Annotated in this window: 17 protein-coding genes; 8 read left to right on the forward strand and 9 right to left on the reverse strand. The window is 61.8% G+C overall.

Annotation, left to right across the window (positions count from 1 at the left end):
• Positions 1 to 196, forward strand: a 196-nt coding sequence (locus EKO19_RS38980; protein ID WP_217705795.1) for a hypothetical protein, incomplete at its 5' end; no start/stop codon positions are given.
• A gap of 116 nt (positions 197 to 312) precedes the next feature.
• Here EKO19_RS38980 and EKO19_RS34685 read toward each other — a convergent pair.
• Entirely contained in the window at positions 313 to 735 is a 423-nt protein-coding gene (locus EKO19_RS34685) for a hypothetical protein (RefSeq protein WP_129782021.1), read from the reverse strand.
• 1,202 nt (positions 736 to 1,937) lie between these two features.
• Between EKO19_RS34685 and EKO19_RS34690 the strand changes: the two genes are divergently transcribed.
• The 4 genes from EKO19_RS34690 to EKO19_RS34705 all read left to right on the forward strand — a co-directional run bounded on the left by EKO19_RS34690 (position 1,938) and on the right by EKO19_RS34705 (position 8,316).
• A complete protein-coding gene (locus tag EKO19_RS34690) occupies positions 1,938 to 3,410 on the forward strand; it encodes a sulfatase-like hydrolase/transferase (RefSeq protein ID WP_129782022.1) in 1,473 nt (490 codons plus the stop codon).
• A gap of 268 nt (positions 3,411 to 3,678) precedes the next feature.
• Positions 3,679 to 4,281, forward strand: a complete 603-nt coding sequence (locus EKO19_RS34695) for a sulfotransferase family protein (RefSeq protein ID WP_129782023.1) — start codon at positions 3,679 to 3,681, stop codon at positions 4,279 to 4,281.
• Positions 4,282 to 4,768: 487 nt separating this feature from the next.
• Positions 4,769 to 6,712: a non-ribosomal peptide synthetase gene (locus EKO19_RS34700; protein ID WP_175597306.1), complete on the forward strand. Its 1,944-nt coding sequence runs from the start codon at positions 4,769 to 4,771 to the stop codon at positions 6,710 to 6,712.
• Positions 6,712 to 8,316: a condensation domain-containing protein gene (locus tag EKO19_RS34705; RefSeq protein ID WP_129782025.1), complete on the forward strand. Its 1,605-nt coding sequence runs from the start codon at positions 6,712 to 6,714 to the stop codon at positions 8,314 to 8,316. The genes EKO19_RS34700 and EKO19_RS34705 overlap by 1 nt, the downstream gene beginning before the upstream one ends.
• Here the strand turns inward: EKO19_RS34705 and EKO19_RS34710 are convergent.
• The gene (locus tag EKO19_RS34710; protein WP_129782026.1) at positions 8,276 to 10,471 is read right to left on the reverse strand and encodes a DUF6351 family protein; all 2,196 of its coding nucleotides are present in this window, start codon (positions 10,469 to 10,471) and stop codon (positions 8,276 to 8,278) included. The genes EKO19_RS34705 and EKO19_RS34710 overlap by 41 nt on opposite strands.
• A 192-nt stretch (positions 10,472 to 10,663) precedes the next feature.
• On the opposite strand from EKO19_RS34710, the gene EKO19_RS39620 reads away from it, so the two are divergent.
• Positions 10,664 to 10,786, forward strand: a complete 123-nt coding sequence (locus EKO19_RS39620; protein ID WP_281281150.1) for a hypothetical protein — start codon at positions 10,664 to 10,666, stop codon at positions 10,784 to 10,786.
• Between the two features lie 83 nt (positions 10,787 to 10,869).
• On the opposite strand, the gene EKO19_RS34715 is transcribed toward EKO19_RS39620, so the two are convergent.
• The 6 genes from EKO19_RS34715 to EKO19_RS34740 form a co-directional block, all read right to left on the reverse strand.
• Positions 10,870 to 12,351: a S10 family peptidase gene (locus tag EKO19_RS34715; RefSeq protein ID WP_175597308.1), complete on the reverse strand. Its 1,482-nt coding sequence runs from the start codon at positions 12,349 to 12,351 to the stop codon at positions 10,870 to 10,872.
• Between the two features lie 23 nt (positions 12,352 to 12,374).
• Entirely contained in the window at positions 12,375 to 13,643 is a 1,269-nt protein-coding gene (locus EKO19_RS34720) for an amidohydrolase family protein (protein ID WP_129782028.1), read from the reverse strand.
• Entirely contained in the window at positions 13,640 to 15,091 is a 1,452-nt protein-coding gene (locus EKO19_RS34725) for an amidohydrolase (RefSeq protein WP_129782029.1), read from the reverse strand. The genes EKO19_RS34720 and EKO19_RS34725 overlap by 4 nt, the downstream gene beginning before the upstream one ends.
• A 4-nt stretch (positions 15,092 to 15,095) precedes the next feature.
• A complete protein-coding gene (locus tag EKO19_RS34730) occupies positions 15,096 to 16,595 on the reverse strand; it encodes a S10 family peptidase (RefSeq protein ID WP_129782030.1) in 1,500 nt (499 codons plus the stop codon).
• A 1-nt stretch (position 16,596) separates the two neighbouring features.
• Complete coding sequence (locus EKO19_RS34735; protein ID WP_129782031.1) at positions 16,597 to 16,953, reverse strand: hypothetical protein; 357 nt, start codon at positions 16,951 to 16,953, stop codon at positions 16,597 to 16,599.
• Positions 16,954 to 17,034: 81 nt separating this feature from the next.
• Positions 17,035 to 17,301 carry a DksA/TraR family C4-type zinc finger protein gene (locus tag EKO19_RS34740; RefSeq protein ID WP_129782276.1) on the reverse strand — a complete coding sequence of 89 codons (267 nt, stop codon included), beginning with the start codon at positions 17,299 to 17,301 and terminating at the stop codon, positions 17,035 to 17,037.
• 375 nt (positions 17,302 to 17,676) lie between these two features.
• Between EKO19_RS34740 and EKO19_RS34745 the strand changes: the two genes are divergently transcribed.
• On the forward strand, positions 17,677 to 18,015 hold the full coding sequence (locus EKO19_RS34745; RefSeq protein ID WP_129782032.1) for a hypothetical protein: 339 nt from the start codon (positions 17,677 to 17,679) through the stop codon (positions 18,013 to 18,015).
• A 6-nt stretch (positions 18,016 to 18,021) separates the two neighbouring features.
• Here EKO19_RS34745 and EKO19_RS34750 read toward each other — a convergent pair whose 3' ends face one another.
• Positions 18,022 to 18,480 carry a TIR domain-containing protein gene (locus EKO19_RS34750; RefSeq protein ID WP_129782033.1) on the reverse strand — a complete coding sequence of 153 codons (459 nt, stop codon included), beginning with the start codon at positions 18,478 to 18,480 and terminating at the stop codon, positions 18,022 to 18,024.
• A 109-nt stretch (positions 18,481 to 18,589) separates the two neighbouring features.
• Here EKO19_RS34750 and EKO19_RS34755 point away from each other — a divergent pair, with 109 nt between their 5' ends.
• On the forward strand, positions 18,590 to 19,333 hold the full coding sequence (locus EKO19_RS34755; RefSeq protein WP_129782034.1) for an endonuclease/exonuclease/phosphatase family protein: 744 nt from the start codon (positions 18,590 to 18,592) through the stop codon (positions 19,331 to 19,333).
• Positions 19,334 to 19,447 lie beyond the last annotated feature (114 nt).

The following is a 19,447-nucleotide window of genomic DNA, read 5'->3' on the forward strand; positions in this document are numbered from 1 at the left end:
CAGCGGCCGGAATTGTTTGATCGGCTTCACCGACGTGGCGCCCGTGAAATGCATCTTTGGCGCGAGCGATGCCGCCAAGACCGTGGTGCTGTTCGGGGATTCGCACGCCGATCAGTGGTCCACCCCAGGAGCTGATGCTCGAGCCGATGCTCGAGGGCGCATTGATGAGCCAGGACGTGCCGAGGTCCTCGGATGACGGGTCAAAGCTTCCGGTTGTTGCACCCGACCGCTCCCATCATCTTCGGCTCCGACTGGAGTAGTCGGTAGAACAGGTAGCGAGCGGCAGCGAACCATCGAATCGCCCCTGTCACTTCAATCGCCGCGGCACCGCTCCGGCCTCACCACGCCTCCGCTGATCACGCCGCCGACCACGACCACTCCCCAGGCTTTCCCACCATCGGGCAAGTCGATGAAGGGAGACTGTGCTCGCATAAATGCCCGGATCGCACGCCGCAGTTTGAGCTTCACGGCTCGGCGCCTCGGTGCAAAGCCACCGCGCGATGCCATGGTGGTCCGGAACACGCTTGCGGCAAAGATGGCTTTGCGCAATGGCGTTTTGCGTGCATCGAGATCCGCGAGCCACAGCGCTGCCGTCCGCTCTGCATCCTTGCGCAGCGTAGCGGCACTCTTTTTGACGAGCCAGGCAGGGATCTCCGATAACACCACGGCCAGCTCACTGGAAATCGCCTTGACCAGAAGTGCCTTCAACAACGCCAGGAGCGCATCGATGATCAATTGAGCCTCCGAACGTGTCCCTCATCCATGGACCGCCCGAGATTGGATGACGATCCCCGCCCGCTCGTCGCCTCCTCGGCGAAGCGCAACGGCGGATCGCATCGCGGCCATGCCCGACGAGGATGACATGCAAACCGTCTCCTTGCACCATGGCCGCTTGGCGCAGCAAGGACAGGCGTGACCCGCCCGTCATCGTCTCTGCGCCAATTGAGAATGGGCGCGGAGCGCAGCTGCGAAAGCGAAGCGCTAGTGAGATGTGAGAGCGCGGGCGGCGGAGCAAACTCCGCGGGAGCCTGCCCGTCGCGGCCGGTGAATCGCCCATCCATCCATGCGTCGCTTCCCTCACTTCTGCATAGAGGAGGATCTGCACGGGGCCGAGCTGCCGGGCGGGCTCCGCCGCGACTGACGCGGACCGACACCACAACAAGACGATCGAGAGCACCAGCAACGAACACATTCTGACTACCATCCATTGACCCCTTCTCGCGGCAATTCTCTTGGGCTGTCACATAGGCAGTACCGCGCTTGGCAGCTGGACGCGCGCAAGCTGGGGATGAAATCTCTCCAATACGGCCATATCTGGCACGCCACATTTTCCGCGAAGGCTGACATCGCCTCTTCTGTGAGTCCGTCGCGACGAACCGTGCGCCTGTATCTACAGAGTAGCGAAGCACGCTGATCTTCCGATGAGGCTCACTGTCTTCCGTCAATTCAAAGCGTTCTACGTCCGCAGAGTTCATACACTGTATCTGGACGCCAAAGCGTACGCGCTTTCTTATCCGATTCGTGCCCACGATCGCCTACATGCTCAACCGGATCGCTACTGCAAGATCCTCAACGTTGAAGTGCCCCTGGATCTTCAGCGATGGATACGGCCTCGAGACCGAAGCAAACATAGACGAGAGAGCGTTTCATCGAGCGTGAGTGTGACCAATCGATATCCATACCGCCCGCCCCTTCCGTTCGTATGCGACACACATCTGGTTGTAGACCGGACTCAAAGCGAAGCTCATCCCCGTTGATCCATCGTTCAGTCACAATTATTTTTTCCGCACGGATTTGCGACGCCGAGCTTACTCGATCCCCTTATACTCAACGCTCGCCAGAGAGAACATCTCTCAACTCGTGATATTCAATCGCAAAGCGCGGCATCGAGTGCATGCTTCACACTCACTCGAACCTGCTCACGTTCGGAGGCATCGATGAGGTTTCCACGGATTGGGCTGGGACTGTTTGCCTCGTTCCTGTTTCTTGGGATCACGTTAGCGCACGCGCAGACATCGGCCACGCCGCCAAACATCATCGTTGTGCTCATCGATGAACTGCGCTACGACGAGGTGGACCCGAGCGCACGCCATCCGTTCGTGAAGCTACCGAACATCGACCGACTGGCCAACGAGGGCATGTCATTCAGGCAGTTCTACTCGGTCTCAACGATCTGCTCACCAAACCGAGCCACCTTGCTCACCGGACAGCATCCGGCCATTCACGGCGTCATCGACAATACTGATCGAAGCGCCTTGGGCCGATCCCTGCTCACCTTTCCACTGCTCCTCCAACAAAGCGGCTACGAAACGGCCTACGTCGGCAAATGGCACATGGGCAACGACCCCTCGCCGCGGCCTGGGTTTGATTTCTGGGCGGCCCTCCCCGGCCAGGGCAAGCTGTGGAACCCTGAGATTTGGAAGCAAGGCCGATTGCAGCAGGTGGAAGGGTATGTGACGGACGTACTCACCGATGAAGCGCTCGACTTTGTGCGCAGGCCTCGGAAGCGCCCGTTCCTGCTTTACCTCGCTCACAAAGCCATTCATCCGGACGCACATCAGCTCCCCGATGGATCGGTGGATTTGAGTTACGGCATGCGCTATGAGCCTGCGGCCCGACACTCGGGACGCTACCGAGACGTGCCGATATCCCTGCCGCAGGCGGCCGCAACGCTATCCGAGGACCTCAAAGGCAAGCCCGTTCTCGCCCGAGCACTCGACGCTCGGAATCAACCTGAGATCCAGAAGACGTGGGGCGAACTCCTCGGACTGGATGCTCAGCCCGATACGGTCCGCCGACGCGCCGAAATGCTGCTCTCGATTGACGAGGGGCTCGGACGCGTACTCGATGAGTTGAAGCGGCAGAAGCGTCTCGACAATACGCTCATCATCTTTACCAGCGACAACGGCACGAACTGGGGCGAGCATGGCCTCACGCTGGAGCGCAGGCTCCCGTACGAGCCGGTGATTCATTTGCCCTTGATCGTTTACTACAAACCCTGGATGCGCGAAGGCCGCCGCGTTAACGACAACTTGACGTTGCAGATCGATATCGCGCCCACGGTGCTCGCGGCCGCCGGCCTCCCGCAACCACCGACGATGCAGGGCCATTCCCTTGAGCCGCTACTGACCGCGAAGACGACGCCGTGGCGGGATTCCTTCCTCATCGAGCATGCGCCCGACGAGCGTCCCTTCTCCTGGCTACTCGATCTGTCCTACGTCGCTGTTCGTCAGCAACACCTGAAGCTCATCCATTGGTTGAAATATCCGGAGGAATCAGAACTCTATGATCTTTCAAAGGACCCGGGCGAGCAGCACAACCTCATCAAGTCGCCCGACTACGCGCCTCGCCTACCTGCCTTGCAGGCCGAGCTCAAACGCTTGGTGCTTGAGGCACGCAGCTTGGAGTGATTCGCCGCGCTCACCGGCCCTCCTGCCACAGCCAAGCATCGAGTCGCCTCGTCACGTCCAAATAGAACAACACTGCAACTCTGTGCGGCGCGCTGCCAACGGGCAAGATAGCGCCGCTGCGACCGACGTACGCTGCGCCTTCGGCAACGTGGGCATGGCCGCATCATGCACGTGCCCGGAAGCGGACCATTGACCGTGCCGCACGTTCGACGTAGCAAGGCCAGACAAACGCGCATGCATCCCTTGTTGGGTTGCGTAAGGAGCCTTCATGACGTTGTCCGTAATTGGCGCCGGATTCGGACGAACCGGCACACTGTCGCTCAAGTCCGCCCTCGAGCACCTCGGCTTTGGGCCGTGCTGTCATACATCCGATGAGCACCACTTCAAAGGCGGGCAGGCGTTCTGGGATCGGGTCTTCAATCACGAAACCATCGATTGGGACCAATATTTTGAGGGGTTTTCCTCGATGGTCGACTCGCCGAGCTGCCGCTTCTACCTCGAGCTTGCCGAAAAGTACCCCTCAGCCAAAGTCATTTTGACGTTACGCGAGCCGCAGGCCTGGTTCGAGTCCTATCGAACGACGATCCTGCAGCTGAGCGGCACGTCACAGGGCCGGAAATATTCCGCATTCCTTTTTGGTCGCGAGCTTCCCGATCGAGATTCGATGATCGCGGCCTACGAGCAGCACAACGCCGAGGTCCGGCACCGAATTCCACCCGCGCGCTTGCTCGTGTACGAGGTCAAGCAGGGCTGGGCACCCCTATGTGACTTTCTTGGAGTTCCCGTGCCCGCCCTGCCATTTCCTCACACGAACCAGCGATCGGAGTTCCCAGCGCTGCTCGACAAGATGCTCGGGCGCCTACAGCACTAGAGAAGACGCGGCGGGGACCGGATCGCCTACGTAGCCAGTCCTGACACATCGGCCCGCGCGCCTTGCACGCGCCGGTGTCCCAGCGCACGCCATCGCGGGCGGTAGTGTGCCGCGTGTTGGCCTCGCGCACCCGCCCCCTGCCGGGATGCGCAACGTCTTCGCAACGCGGGTCGCTACCGCCACGCTTGAACCCATGCCGGCGTGTGTCTTCCGATGGAGTGCTCAGATTGAGCAACCTGCGTCGTCATTGCCGCTCGTCCCTTGCTCATGGGTTCTTGAAATTCAAACTTTCCAACACTGAGTTCGCGCGCCGGCGAGAACGCCTGGGACTTGCGGTCGCGCGCAATTCCCAGGCCTGAGCGTGAAGCAACACACGGGCTGTGCAGGTCACGCGTTCTAACCTGGCGCTAACCATGTTGTTATTGACCTCCGGATGCGCACGCGGCGGGGACGCCGCCGTCCGCTGAGCGCGCGAAAGGAGAGTCCAATGACCGAACCCCGCCATGCATCGCTCCCTCGGGACAAGGTACCTGCGGCCTCCCCGAGTACGGCGCAGCGCGCCGAACTCCACGAACACAACCATCGGACTGCCGCCGAGTATCCCGCGCAGGCGCTTATTCACGAGCTCTTCGAAGCGCAGGTGAGGCGTGCGCCCGGGGCGATTGCGACCCTCTATGGTGAGCAAGAACTCACGTACGAACAGCTGAACCGTCGAGCCAATCGCCTCGCCCATCAGCTGCTAGAGCGCGGCGTTCAGCCCGATGATCGAGTGGGCCTCTACACCGAGCGCGGCATCGAGGAAATCATCGGGCTCCTTGCGATCTTGAAAGCAGGCGCCGCATACGTGCCGCTCGATCCGAGCTACCCGCCCGAAAGACTCCACTTCATGCTCGATGACACCTCCCCCGTTGCGATTCTCGCGCCGTCCTCTCTATCGCACCAGGTGACGAGTCTGGCGTCATCGACACCATTGCTGCTCGTGTCGACTGAAGAACCCCAAGCCGCATCCCACGATCCTCACGTACCGAGACTCCATTCTCGACAGTTGGCCTACATCATCCATACCTCAGGGTCGACGGGACGGCCCAAAGGGGTGATGGTGGAGCACCGTAGTGTCGTGCGGCTGGTCATCAACTCCAATTGCGTGCCGGTCGGACCCACCGATTGCATCGCCCATTGCGCAAGCCCCTCCTTCGATGCGACGACTTGGGAGGTTTGGGCCCCGCTGTTAAACGGCGCCCGTTTGCTGATCGTGCCACAGGCCGTGGTGCTGGAGCCTGCGGCCTTGAACGCCGCGCTCGTACGGCATCGGGTGACGGCGCTGTTTCTCACGGTGGGCTTGTTCCACGAATACGTGGACGAACTTGAAGCCGCGTTCAGCGGCCTGCGCTACCTGCTCACGGGTGGGGATGTGACCAATCCTGCGTGCGTGAGGCGCGCCCTGACCAAAGCCACTCCCCCTCAGTGCCTGATCAACGTCTATGGTCCGACGGAGACGACCACGTTCGCGACCGCGTTTGCCATTCCGCCCACGCACCCCGGCATCACGGCACTGCCCATCGGGCGACCTATTACCAATACCAGCGTCTACATCTTGGATCAGCATGGCAGACCTGTACCGATGGGGGGCGTCGGTGAGATCTACATCGGCGGTCCGGGTGTTGCTCGCGGCTATTTGGATCACCCTACGCTCACGACGGAGCGCTTCGTGCTGGACCCTTTCGAGCCGAGCGAGGGCGCACGAATGTACCGCACCGGAGACCTCGGTCAATGGCGTGCCGACGGCAATATCGAGTTCCTGGGCCGCAATGATTTGCAGGTCAAGATCCGAGGCTATCGGATCGAGCCGGGGGAGATCGAGGCGGTCCTACGCAGTCAACACGGCGTGAAGGATGCCCTCGTCGTTGCACGAGAGGACACGCCGGGCGAGAAGCGGCTGGTCGCGTACGTCGTCTCTGAGGATCGGTCCCGTAAAGTCGGCGCAGATACCTTGCGGGCACAGCTGAAGGCGGTGTTGCCCGACCATTTGGTGCCCAGTGCCATCGTGTCGATGCCAAGCCTGCCGTTGACGGTAAATGGAAAACCGGATCGGCGGGCGCTGCCCGCCCCGGTGCTCGCTGACTTTGTGAGCCAGCACTACGAGCCGCCACGCGGAGAGCTGGAGCGGGCGCTGGCAGAGCTCTGGCAGGCGCTGTTGCGGTTGGAGCGCATCGGGCGGCAGGACAACTTCTTCGAGCTCGGCGGAGACTCCCTCACCGTCTTCAAGTTGAGTGCTGCCATCGAACGTCGTTTTGGCATCAAGTTATATGCACACACGATTTTTGGCAGTCCCGCCTTCATCGACATGGTTGCGGCCATTGCGACGGCACGCTCGGCGACGACTGAGGCCGCGGTCGAGCCTGCCGTCGACTTCGAGCACGGTGTGCTGTGATGGCGGCCGGCCCGCACGACGTTCGCGCTGAACTCGACGAACTGCTCGAGTCGTTACAACGAAAGAACGTGCGGCTGTGGGTCGACCAGGGCGACTTACACTATCTGGCCGCACCCGGTGCGCTGACGCACCAAGAGCGCGAGGCGCTGCGCGCGTTCAAGGCGCGCATCGTGACGGAAGTGCGTGAGGGTGGCCTCGCGCTGAGCCCGCCCCCGGGCACGCAGCGGGCGCCGCTCACGCAGCAGCAACGAATCTATCTCGATCGAATGCGGAACGGTCACCTGCAGAGCCGACGAGCTCCGATCCTTTTGCAGATCGAGGGCCGTTTGAACGTAGAGGCCATGCAGTGCTCGGTACGCGCACTGGTACGTCGTCACAGCGTGCTGCGGACCCGACTGATTCAAGTGCGCGAGGAGCCCGAGCAATGGATCGACGATCTCCGCGATCAGTACCTCGAGGTTTTGGATGTCACCGGCATCCCGCAAGACGTCGTCCATCAGACACTGAAGGTGATCATCGATTCACTCTGCAACGAGCGCTGCGATGTGACGGTGGGTCCGTTGTTTGCAGCCAAGCTCATCAAGCTGACACCGACGGTACATGTCCTATTCATCGCCATTCACCACATCATCTTCGATGGCTCGACTCTGGCACTGTTGTTTCGAGAACTATGGTCTTCGTATGGGGACGTGGCGCTCGGGCGCGGTCTCTCGGTGAGCGCGCCCCCGATGCAGAACGCCGACTATGCGCGCTGGCAGCAGCTGCGGCATCACGCATGGATGAGGAACCATCGGCCCTACTGGTTGAAGCATCTCGCCGGCGCTCAGGGGATTCGATGGCCGAGGGACCCGATCGGCGATACCCGTGCAAACGGCTTGGCCTGCGTGAGCCTCCCGTTGGGCCCGACGCTCACGAACCAGTTGCGGGACGCCGCTCAGCACGCCAGAACGCTGCCCGTGATGGCGTTGATCGCCGTCTTCGCGGCAGTCGTTTCGCGAACGTGCGACCAGAAGGATTTCGTGGTGACGACCACGGTGCATGGTCGGGATCTTCCAGAGCACGAAGGGCTCGCAGGCTACTGCTCCCACAGCGTGTATCTGCTGATGCAGCTGCGCACAGATGAACGCTTTTACGACCTTCTGCGGTACGTCACCGACGAATTCCAACGAGCCATGGAGCACAAGGATTTCGGCGGGATCGTGGAGGAGCATCCGCAGTTACGGGCAGGCACGCTGTTTCAGTGGCTACCATGGCAGCGGCTTGAGGAGATCGATGCCTCGCAGGCTCAGGAGGGGCAAAGCGATCAACTTAAAGTGAAGCGCTTTGAGCGGCCTTTTCAGTTCAAGCACGATGCGTACTATCCCGACATCTACGACTTGGTCTGGACCGCCAGCAACACCAAGAACGGCATTCTGGTCCAAATCTTCTATCGATCGGAGATGTTTTCCGCAACCACAGTCGCGCAGTTTGCAAGCGACTTTCTTGCAACCGCCGAGCGATTAGCGGGTGACCTTCATGAGCCGGCGGTGCGGGTCGCCCCGTTCGATGCGGAACGCGTAAGTCTCAGGGAAGCACGGCATTCGTTGCAGAGCGGCGGCTCGTAACGGCGTGCCTCGGCATCGCGCTCGTCGGTGAGTATTTAGGTTGCTCTTGTCCCACGCCGGGACGATCGTAGTCACACACCCCGACCGGAAAGACCGCCTGCAACCTCGCAAGTTGCGCTGAACTCAAGGGGCGCTCGTAGTCGCGCCGATCGATCGGCTTCAATGCGCACTTCAACACATCCCCCGTCACCGGCCCACCGGCGGCCAGTCGAGGGGTTCCATAGGGCGGGTACTGCCGATTGCACTCCCCCGGCTCGGAATAACTCGCCGCCTCAGCGATCCACCGACCATCGGCGGCCCGACATCCCTCCGAAACGTCCTCCGGACGATTGCGCGAGATTCGCTCGGCGGTCGAGCTGAAGCGTTCATCTCGCTCAATGCGGCCGAGCCAATCATCCATGCTGCGTACGAATCGACTTTCTGTTTGAGCATTGTTTGCAAGCAGATTCTGCCTGCCCTGCGCCGTCCACAGAGGAATAAGTTCAGGTCGCGGCAGCACGAGCATGACGTGGTTGGTCGCGGTGCCGCTCGCAGCGAGCAACCGGGCTCGGATCATCATGGAGCCTGCGAGGACGTGGTTGTCCGCTAGGTCATCGGTGTACGTGCGCCAATCGATGATCGGAATATCCCTCAGGCCCCCTCCGCCGGTGAGCACCAGTCCATTGCGATAGGCATTGCGAATCGCAACCACATCTCCCTCCATGCGAGCGCCCGTGATGATGTTGCCGTCGGGGTCATAGCCGCCCATGCGCTCATTGAGCACGACGAAGTGCTCCGCATCGATCTGCCCGCTATTGAAGGCGAGCAAGCCATACTGAACGCCGATGTTATCGAGCGGCCGACGGGCACTGCCCGTACTCGGGTCGCGACCCAGCGCGCTCCATTCACGGGTGTAGTCACATTTGACTCCCGTTGGATTTCGCTGCTTGTCGTAGATCAGTGTTCGATCCATCGACGGATCGCAGTTGTCGGGTCGAACGATTTGCGGCATTCGAGCATAGGACAACCAGGTGTTCTTGCACGTTCGCCAAGTCGCAAATCCCGAGACGGCGCTCTTCTGTTCGTTGCTCCAGGCAAGCGTCGAGGTATTCATCGCATCATCCAGGAGCGCGCAATCCACCGGCATCACCAGCGTCGTCAGCATGTCTGGAAAGCTGCCCATGGTGACGATGCCATCGAGCAAGCCCGGATGGTTCTGGGCGATCAGCAACTGCTGAACGGCGCCGCCGGAGCCACCCTTACCGATCGTGTAGGCGGGCGCGCCATACTGTTTGGTGAAATGCTCCTTCACCATCGACAACGTTTCCGCGGACACCTCGTCATTGCAAAGGTTGATGAACTTATTCAAGGTCGACGTCGCGACCGCGTACCCCAGGGCGATCAGCGGATCCTCCGACATCGCCCCCAGCGTCCCTTGACGGTAGCCGGCGGCGCACCCGCCCCCAAAGACATAGATGAGTCGACCATTCCAGCTTCCCGCCTGACGCGCCCAGGGCGTCGGCAACGGGCTTCCCGGCTGATGAAGAAACTGAATGTCGTAGACGGCGCGGTTGATCGTGCCCAACTCGCGCCGAACGATGTAACTGACGCGTCGCCCATCGCTGGTCAGCGTTTGCGCCACGTCGGCGGGGACGGGTTTGGAGGGATCGTAGATCTTGAATCCTTCCGCCAGCGCGTCCGGCGCGGCGTCGGGCACGTTCGAGCGCTCACCGGAGACGGCCGAGGGGGCCGTCGACTTGTAGTAGTAGTAGATCCGGGTCTGCGCATTGCAATTACGGTCTAGCGCGGGGCCGAGCCCGTTCATCGAGGTTTGGCAAATGAACGGCATCTGGCGCGGCCCCGAGAAGATCGGGCCCTCTTTAGGGTGTCCCGTGAGTTCCAACGACTCGGCGCTCGTGCCATCGATACGAAGCTCAAATCGGTTGCGTCCCGGCTTGATTCCGCTCACGAGTGCGATCAGGGACGCCGAATTCTCGCTGCGACGAAACGCTTGGCTCACATCGCGCCCGTTCAGCATCACACGCCACTGCGGGTCCGACGGCGGCTCCAACTGCACCAAGACATCATCGCCGCTCACTGCATCCGCCGCACTCGAGATAACGCGAAGTGCGCCGGCGTCCGCGCTGAGGCCCCACGCAAGGCAGCAACTCGCCATGGACGAAATCACCATCCTGCGTACCTGCCTGAGCAGCAACGGAGCGGAATGAGGCATGAGCGCGTGAGGGGTCCAGGTAGCAGTGATGCTGAGTAGACCCCCTTACATTGCCGCTTACTCCCCCGGGGGCCCGGCGACACCGTCTGTCCAAGCGTGCGTTCGGGCATCCTGGTCTATCGGGATGCGAACCATATGACCACGGATTTCGCCGAACGCCAGGCAGGTATCCTGGAGCTAATGCTTGAGCCGATGCTCGAAGGCCATCTCACTAGCCAGGAAGCGCCGACATCATCGGATGCGGGCGCCTCGCTCTGATCCGGCTCCGAGCGGTTGGCCCTACGCTGCCGCCAATACCCGTGCCGCCTCGATGAGCGACGAGACCGTCGCTGACGCTCCGCTCACCACTGACGTGTAACCATCGCCCGCACATCCTCCGAGAGCTTCTTCAGGCTCGCCTCGACGGTGTAGAACAGATGGCCGCCCTGATAGTACGACGAGCGCACGCGATCCATCGGCCAGCCAGCCTGTGATATGAGGTAGTCCATGGCACCGATGGTCGTCTGCGTGTCGTAGTAGCCGTTGCCGACGAACACGCGGAACTTCGGGTTTGCTTTCATCACGTCGCGAACCTGCGTGACATACGGCCAGTCACCGAACGGCGATTTGTTGGGGCCCCAGTTCCAGCCGTTCAGGCCGGCGCCGGCGGTGGGCATGCCGGTGAAGTAAGTGCCGATCTCGGGTACCTTGAGCTCCTTATGAAAGTGCTCGATGGCTGCGGGTGAATAGCGAGACGCGTAGCCCGGCAGCTCTTCATCGTGGTTGCCCTGCGCCGCCGGTCGTTTGTAACGCGCATCATTGGTGTCGAGGACATACCCAGGGAATAACATCTGCTGATATTGCACCTTGGTGATCTTCAGATCGCGCTCCAGATACGACTGCGCTGACAGTCCAGTGAACTCCTGGAGCTTCCGGGCAACAGCTTCACGGCGCTCAGGCGCGGCCGTGTTGCCGAGGAACAGCACATTGAGATATTCGCCAGCGCCGTAATCCTGCGCCTCCTTGATGAACTGATCGAACGTCCGGCCTTTGCGATCCGTGACGTTGTGACTCCAGCCTATCGCCGCCAGCGTGGGCAGCGAGACCACGTAGCTCAGAATGTTTGCTGGACGTTGCGCGTACTCGATGATGTTGACCGCCTGGCCGAGCAGCATGATGCCTTCGAGCGGCATGCCGGCCTTCTGCAATTGATCGGCCGCCTCCACCGCCCGCATCGTGCCGTAGCTTTCGCCGACGAGATATTTCGGCGATGACACCCGGCGGTGAGTTCTCGCCCACTGCTGCACGAGATCGGTCAGCTGCCGGCCGTCGGCGACGACGGAGAACTGACTCTCCGGAGCCACGCCTGGTAATGTGCGGCTGAAGCCGGTGTTCGCAGGATCGAAGATCACGACGTCGGCCACATCGAGCGGCGCATAGACGTTGTCGATGACCTTGAAGCTCGCAGGATCGACGCTGATGTCATCCGGGATCGCGACGCGCTTCGGTCCAAATGCGCCCATGTGCAGCGGTGTCGTGGCCACGATGGGACCGCCGTTGAACACGAACAGGACGGGACGCGCGGATGCATCGCTGTCCTTGGCAATGTAAGAGGTTGATACGAGGCGCGCGACGGGCTTGCCGGAGGCGTCCGTGACGTCGAACGGCTCGACGACGGCCTCATACCTGATCCGTTTGCCCCCAAACGTTCCTTTGTGATGGGTAACGATGGGGCCTGGAATATTCACGGCACCAAACGGCGAGGCAGGCGCATCGGCGGACGCATCGATCGAGTAGATGGCGATGGTGAGCGTAGCCATCGCGATGGCGGCAGAAAGGCGCATACGAATCATGAAGAGTGGTCCACCTAAGGAGTGAGCACGGATTTGATGTAGCGATCGCGTAGCTGGCGGTTACGCGCGGCCAGCGATTGCTCGACGCCGCGGATCATCACCATCCGGGCCACGCTCGTCGTTTCCAGCGGGTCGCCGCTCCACAGCACGAGATCCGCGTCCTTCCCCTTCTCGATAGAGCCGAAGCGATCGGCGAACCCGAAGATGCGGGCAGGGTTGAGGGTGATTGCCGCCAGCGCGTCGTGAGGTGAGAGCCCGAAGCGTGCCGTGCGGCCGGCGATGAACCTCGGCGTGCGAATCAGGAACACGATGCGTGCCACGCTGGGTTTGAATGCAATCAGCACGCCGGCATCGTGCAGGATTCTGGCGTTCTCGTAAGTGGCGTTCAGGCTTTTGAAAGTGAAGGCTTGGTTCTCTTCGGCATCGAGCACCACGGGCACCTTGGCGGCCGCGATCTCATCCGCCAGCATCCAGGCCTCGGCGGCGCCGGAGAGAATGATTTTGACGTTCTGCTCGCGAGCCAGCGTGAGGATGTTGTGAATGTCCGGCGCCCGATCGACTTCCACGAGCAATGGCTGGCGTCCTTCGACGACCGGGATCAGCGCCTCCAGATCGGCCCGCGAGAGCGATTGTTCCTCCAGGCGTGCCGCATCGAAACTGCCGCGATTCTTCGCATAGGCTCGGGCATCCGCGAACGCCTGGCGCAGTCGAACTTGCAGTGCGCCCTGCCCGCCGCCCGCGACCGCCTCGCCCTGCTCGCCCGTATCCAGAAACATGGCGGCGTGACGTTTGACCGTGAGGTCGGCGGCATCGCCCAAGTGAATGATCGCGACCTGGCCGCCGAAGATGCGCGTCACATTCGGGCCGCCCGGTGCGTTCGGCGCGACGACCGCCCGCGTGACGCCTTCGATACGCGCCTCGCCGATCTGCGGTGACGTGGGCACGACGTCGTAGGAAACATCGAAGGCGGCGCTCAGAGTGGGGTTGGTCGAGGCGCGGCCGGCATAGCCCGACCCGATCGTGTCGTTGATCGCAAGCGGCGTGACGGTCGCAACCATGCCGGGCGTCAGGATCTGACCCTTGGCGTCGATGACCCGCGCATCGCTGGGCACGGCGACGGACTTTCCGACCGCCACGATCGTTCCATCGCGAACGACGACGGTGCCACCATCAATGTCGCCGGCAGCGCCCATCGTCAGGATGCGAGCGTTGGTGATGGCGATGGTTTCGGCGTGCGCCGTCACCGCCACTACGGACAGCAGCAGTGCTCGAAGCAACATCATGGCGTGCTCCCGAGTCCTTCAGGCGCTGGCCGTGCAGGTGACACCGGGCGTCGCACGTTACCCAGTTCGAAATCAGAGGCAGGCGTTGGCGAGGGCGCTGCGCGGTCGCTGACCAGCACGCCGTCGATGAACACCAGATCCGGCATCGAGTACACACTGAACGGATCGGCGCTCCAGAGCACCACGTCCGCCATCTTGCCGGGCTCGAGCGAGCCGGTTCGATCCGCGACGCCGATGATCCGGGCCGGATTGATCGTGAGCCATCGGACAGCTTCCTCAGGCGTCGTGCCCAGGCCCGCCTCGCGGCCTGCGGTCATTGCGCGCGCCGCCTCGTGATTCAGGTGCTGCAACAACATCACGTTGTCGGAATGCATGGCGGCCACGCCGCCGGCTTTGGCGACGAACGCGGCGTTCTCCATGATGGAGTCGTAGGCTTCCATCTTGTAGCCGGACCAGTCACCGGCCCAGGTCACGACGGCGATCTTCTCCCGCGCCAGCAGCGGTGCGATCTTGAAGGCCTCGGTGGCGTGATGAAACGCGGCGATCTGGAAACCGAACTCGTGCGAGAGGTCGATCATCTGCACCATCTCATCGGCTCGATAACAATGAATGTGAACTTTGATATCGCCACGCAAGGCCGCGCCGACGGTTTCGAGCATCAAGTCGCGCTTGGGTGGGTCTCCCGTCCCGCGTCGATGATAGTCAGCCCACTTCTGCGCGTACTCCGCCGCCGTGATGAACGTGGTGCGATAGCCGAGCATGTTCCCGGCACGCGTGGCGGGTCGTCCGGGACCGCCAGTTGGATTCTCGCCGCAGGCCATCTTCAATCCGGACGGCGCGCTGGGAAATTTCATTCCTTGCGTGCTCGTGGCGCTCACGTTCTTCAGCGTCACGGTGCGGCCGTTAAACAGGGTGCTGGAGCCCGGCAATATTTGTAACGTCGTGACACCAGCCGCACGCGCTCGCTCGAACATCGGATCCTGCGGCCAGATTGCATGCTCGATCCAGATGCCGGCGGCAGTCGGGCCGGTCTCATTCCCGCCTTCGCCATTGGCGGCACCAGGGCTGGAGCCCGAGCCGATGTGGGCGTGTGGATCGATGACGCCCGGCGTGACCCAGCGGCCAGCGGCATCGATCACGCGTGTTCCCTCAGGGATGGCTACGTCACGACCGACGGCCACGATTTTTCCATCACGGATCAGCACCGCGCCGCCGTCGATGCGCGGACCGACCGCCGTCAGCACCGTCGCGTTGATGATCGCAACCGCAGGCGCAGGCGTCGGTTGGTACGTCGATGCGAACGGATCGGGCCGCTGCGCAGGATCCAATCCAGGCGGCACCACACGCGGCGCCATCGCCGCAGATTTCACCGGCGCCGTGGAGCACGCAGTGAGAAATGCGAGTCCGGCAATCGAGCCCGCGAGGGCAATGAACTTACGACTCGACATCAATCTATTTCTTCGCTCCGGCAATGAATGCGCGAACATCTTTAGCGAGGGCCTCGCGTGCCTCGGTGCCCAGGTACGGCATGTGTCCGGATGGATATAGATAGAGCTGCGTCGCGTCCAACGGGATGCCCGCATGTGCGACGGTGTAGTCCGCCGCGCCGAGTGTCGTCACGAGGTCATAGTAGCCGGTGCCCACCATGAGTCGCAGTTGTGGGTTACGCCGCATGGCGACGGCAAGGTCAGTAGCGAAGTTCTTATCCGCGCCACCGCCCGGGCCACGACCGTAGTCCCACGGGCCATTCACTGCGCGGAATGCGATGGGCTGATACTCGTCGGCGATGGAGACGCCAAGGTCCTTGCGTGCATAGAGGTTATAAGCTGCAACGAAGCCCGGCACGTACTGTCCCATCGCGGGATCGTCGGCCACGGGGTCTTTGCCGCTTGCTGCCAGAGGCAGGGTGTAGCGACCGTCGTACATACCCAGCTCCTTGCCCTGATCGGCAAGCAGTGAGCGTGCAAACGCGCTGGCATTGAGGCGCAGATTGTTCTCGCGCACGACCGCAGGCGACAGTCCAATGAGCGCCGCGAGCCGGTTCACGACGGAGTCACGCTGAGCGTCCGTCAATCGTGAGCCCGCATGCAACGCTTGCAGATATTCCTCATTGATGAATTTGTTGGCAGCATCGACCTGCCCTGCCGCCGAGCACCCCGTCACTTTGCCGTGATAGCAAGCCGTCGCTGCGAGCGTCGGCAGCGTGTTGATGTAGCGGCCATCGTCTCCAGCAGATCCGCCCATATCCATCGCCTGGCCGAGCAGAATGACACCGTTGAGGGTTGTGCCCTCCATCGACCCGGTTTCCATCGGCCCGCCGGCGAGCAGCCGTGCGACCACGGCGGCACGAATCGTTCCGTAGCTTTCGGAGAGCAGATACTTCGGCGCGTTCCAGCGATCGTTCTCACGCGTCCAGCGCTGAATCAGCTCCACAGTCACCTTTGCATCCTGCGCCGTGCCGTAGAACTGCTCCGGCTTGCCGTCCGGCAGGATGCGGCTGAAGCCCGTGCCGACCGGATCGATGAGCACGATGTCTGCGGCATCGAGCGGGCTGTCGGGGTTGTCGACGGTGTTGAACGGCGGCACCGTCTCCGGCTTCACCACATCCTTGAAGTCGATACGGCGCGGGCCGACGTAGCCCATGTGCAGCCAGATCGAGGCCGAGCCCGGGCCGCCGTTGAAAACAAACATCACGGGTCGCTGCGCGCCTTTCGGAACATCGCTACGGATGTAACTCGTCGTGAAGATGCTGGCTGTGCGCTTACCGGCAGCATCGGTGATGAAGCGCTCCTCGACGATGGCCGAGTAGCGCAGCTTCTGCCCGCCGAACACACCCTGGTGATTCGAAGCGAAGCGACGGCCGTCCGCGTCGGCACCGTGACTTGCGAGTGGTGCGCTGGCCACGAAAGCCAACAACACCGCAACCTTGCGAGCAAGGGTCAATGGTTTCATTCTAAAAATTTCGCGTGAACGCCCATGTAGTACCGTCGCCGCCGCTCGAAAATGGAATCGACGCGTCGAACCCCAGGCCTTCGAAGTCATCCTTGAAGAGGTAATTGATCACACCGCCCATCGCGTCCGAGCCGTACACGGCCGCACCGCCGCCCGAGCTGTCGCCGTTGAGCGGTGACAGTGGACGCGCCGGTGAAATGAGCCTCGTCCCAGCGGATTCGCCATGGTCGTTGTACGCCTGCGCCAGATTCAGGTTTTTAATGCGGGCTTGACGCCTCTGGCACAAAATTTTGCCACCGGGGTCGCGCATACTCGTTTCCTTTTGGCCGACGCTCCGGGGCGGCGAAGAATCGTTCATGCACGAACCCTCCGGCGGACTCGCGACGCATGCGCGAGGCGCTTGGGGGGGCCGTAGAAGAGGGATATTTCTAAATCGATCTCAGCGCAGCTGGCTGTCCTTGCTGCCGCGGCGGTTGTAGCCGCTGAACGCGCCGTTTTCCTTGTCGTCGGCTTCCTGGCACGGAATACACAGCCGCACGCCGGGGACGGCCTTGCGGCGGGCTTCGGGAATCTCGGCTCCGCAATCGGCGCAATGGGTCAGGCTCGGACCGTTGGGCAACAGGCGCTTGGCGCGCTCCACGGCGTCCTTCACCGTCGCGTCGATCTGATCCTGAACTGCGCCGTCGCCGGCCCACCCTGTCGCCATGGTCACCTCGAAACCGCCTGCCTTCGGCAAGCTCAAGTATGTGGACGAGTGTCATTCATGCAAGTGCCGGGGCAGCAGGTGCATAGGCATCATATTGAGGCGGCTACGCTTCTACGCTGACCTGTAGGAGAGCATTACCTAAGCAAACGGACCACATTCCGTAACAAACCTCATCGCGCTGCCAAAAAACTCTCGCAGGGCCGTTGCCTTTCGAAGTCGCTGGAGTATATTCCGGCCATAGACGCTTGAGCGGACACAGAAATGCCGCCGGGCGGACTGAGTCACTTCTCAGCTATCGCTCGCCGTTGTTGTTGCTGGAACGATCGATTTGATCCTTGGCGCCATCAGCGGCTAACCCATCCGGGAGTCAGTTGAATGAGCAGCGCCTGGGAGAATTTTTTCGCCGCTACGGTTGTGCTTGCCTCCGCCGGGCCGATCAAGCATCGCCTTGCCGAAGCTTTTCGCGAGCACCTTGCCGATCTGGAAGAAGAAGAGCTGCCGCGGGAGATCCGCGACGAATACACCTCTTTGTCCTCCGCCATGTGCTGTGTCCGCCCGATGAAGGGCGAGACGGCCATTCAGGCGACCGTCCGCAAGATGTCCGACACCGAGGCCGGTGGCTGCGCCGTCCGCATCGTCGGCATGCTGGGTGTGCTGGCCCGCCTACAGTCGGCACAGCGTGCACCGAAATTGCGCGCGGTCGGCGAAGACTAGGACCGATCAGTCCAGCTTGAACTCGATGGTGTCCCAGCGGGCCGTGTCCTCGTGACGGGCCTGCCGGCGGATGGCGTCCGCGATGGAGCGCTCGTTCCACTCGATGATCTCGTCGCCGAGCGCTTCCAGCTGCACCGGTACTTTCTCCTTGACCCCGAATTTCTCCAGCACGATCACCGGTTTTTCGAAGCCCTTGGCGCAATTCAACTGAAAGTCGAGCAATTCCCGGTGGCGCTGGTACAAGCCGGCGGGAACGATCACCACCTCTGCGAGATTGATCTGTTTGCGCAGCTCCTCCTTCATCGCCTCGCGCGAGCTGGTGGCGAGCTCCGGATTGCTACAGTTGCGGTAGTAGAAGTTGTGTGAACTCTCCAGATACTCGAACACACGGTGATAATCGTCCGAGGGCTCGAACGCATGACTGACGAACAGTCGCACCGGATTGTGTTGAGAAATGCTGCCCACTTGGCTGGCTCCCGCCGCGATGATGGGCCCATTCTAATCCATAATGCTGCTGTAGAATGCGCTCGGTCCGCTTGCTCCTAAGCCGATGGTTTGAGCTCACGCCAACACGATGCGCTTCGTTCTGTACAACATCCGGTATGCCACCGGTTTCGGCCCGGCCTTCCACCTGCCGGTGCCCGGTGCAGGCTACCTTCGCAGCAACACGCGCGTCCTGAACGGCATCACCGACTGGCTCAAGTCGCTCGATCCGGACCTGGTGGGGCTGATCGAGATCGATACCGGCTCGATCCGCTCCGGGCTGGTCAACCAGGCCAAGCAGATCGCCGATTCGCTCGGCCACTATTCGACCTACCAGTGCAAATACGGCACGGCCTCGATCAACCAGCTGATGCCCATCGTGCGCAAGCAGGGCAACGCGTTCCTCGCGGCGCCCCGGGTCGAGGGCGAGCGCTTCCATTATTTCGAGACCGGCATCAAGCGCCTGATCATCGAGCTGGAGCTCGAGGAATGCGCCATCTTCCTGGTGCATCTGTCGCTGAAGTTCCGCCATCGCCACGACCAGCTGCGCCACCTGCACGAGCTGGTGAAGCGCGCCAGCAAGCCGGTGATCGTGGCCGGCGACTTCAACACCTTCTGGGGCGACCACGAGATCTACCTGTTCATGGAGGCCTCGGGCCTGAAGAGCGCGAACCGCCTGGGGCTGCCCTCCTACCCCAGCCACAAGCCGCGCAAGGAGCTGGACTTCGTGCTGTATTCCAACGGCATCGAAGTGACCCATTTCGAGGTGCCGGACGTGCGTTTTTCCGATCACCGGCCGCTGATCTGCGACTTCAACATCCGACCGCGAACTTGAGGAAGCTCGGATTTTTCGACTTCCCCAACCTCAACGACATGCCACGGGAAGGGATGCTTCGTGGGCCAAGGCCACCATTAAGGAAAAACAGTAATTGGGTGGGGGATTGCATGA

This window comes from Peristeroidobacter soli, from assembly GCF_004138485.1.
GTDB lineage: Bacteria > Pseudomonadota > Gammaproteobacteria > Steroidobacterales > Steroidobacteraceae > Steroidobacter > Steroidobacter soli.

Bases quoted from the DNA above. Each gene is read 5' to 3' on its own strand.
- EKO19_RS34690 (WP_129782022.1), top strand. From the start codon at position 1,938: ATGAGGTTTCCACGGATTGGGCTGGGACTGTTTGCCTCGTTCCTGTTT.
- EKO19_RS34695 (WP_129782023.1), top strand. From the start codon at position 3,679: ATGACGTTGTCCGTAATTGGCGCCGGATTCGGACGAACCGGCACACTG.
- EKO19_RS34700 (WP_175597306.1), top strand. From the start codon at position 4,769: ATGACCGAACCCCGCCATGCATCGCTCCCTCGGGACAAGGTACCTGCG.
- EKO19_RS34705 (WP_129782025.1), top strand. From the start codon at position 6,712: ATGGCGGCCGGCCCGCACGACGTTCGCGCTGAACTCGACGAACTGCTC.
- EKO19_RS34710 (WP_129782026.1), bottom strand. From the start codon at position 10,471: ATGGCGAGTTGCTGCCTTGCGTGGGGCCTCAGCGCGGACGCCGGCGCA.
- EKO19_RS39620 (WP_281281150.1), top strand. From the start codon at position 10,664: ATGACCACGGATTTCGCCGAACGCCAGGCAGGTATCCTGGAGCTAATG.
- EKO19_RS34715 (WP_175597308.1), bottom strand. From the start codon at position 12,351: ATGCGCCTTTCTGCCGCCATCGCGATGGCTACGCTCACCATCGCCATC.
- EKO19_RS34720 (WP_129782028.1), bottom strand. From the start codon at position 13,643: ATGATGTTGCTTCGAGCACTGCTGCTGTCCGTAGTGGCGGTGACGGCG.
- EKO19_RS34725 (WP_129782029.1), bottom strand. From the start codon at position 15,091: ATGTCGAGTCGTAAGTTCATTGCCCTCGCGGGCTCGATTGCCGGACTC.
- EKO19_RS34730 (WP_129782030.1), bottom strand. From the start codon at position 16,595: ATGAAACCATTGACCCTTGCTCGCAAGGTTGCGGTGTTGTTGGCTTTC.
- EKO19_RS34735 (WP_129782031.1), bottom strand. From the start codon at position 16,953: ATGAACGATTCTTCGCCGCCCCGGAGCGTCGGCCAAAAGGAAACGAGT.
- EKO19_RS34740 (WP_129782276.1), bottom strand. From the start codon at position 17,301: ATGGCGACAGGGTGGGCCGGCGACGGCGCAGTTCAGGATCAGATCGAC.
- EKO19_RS34745 (WP_129782032.1), top strand. From the start codon at position 17,677: ATGAGCAGCGCCTGGGAGAATTTTTTCGCCGCTACGGTTGTGCTTGCC.
- EKO19_RS34755 (WP_129782034.1), top strand. From the start codon at position 18,590: ATGCGCTTCGTTCTGTACAACATCCGGTATGCCACCGGTTTCGGCCCG.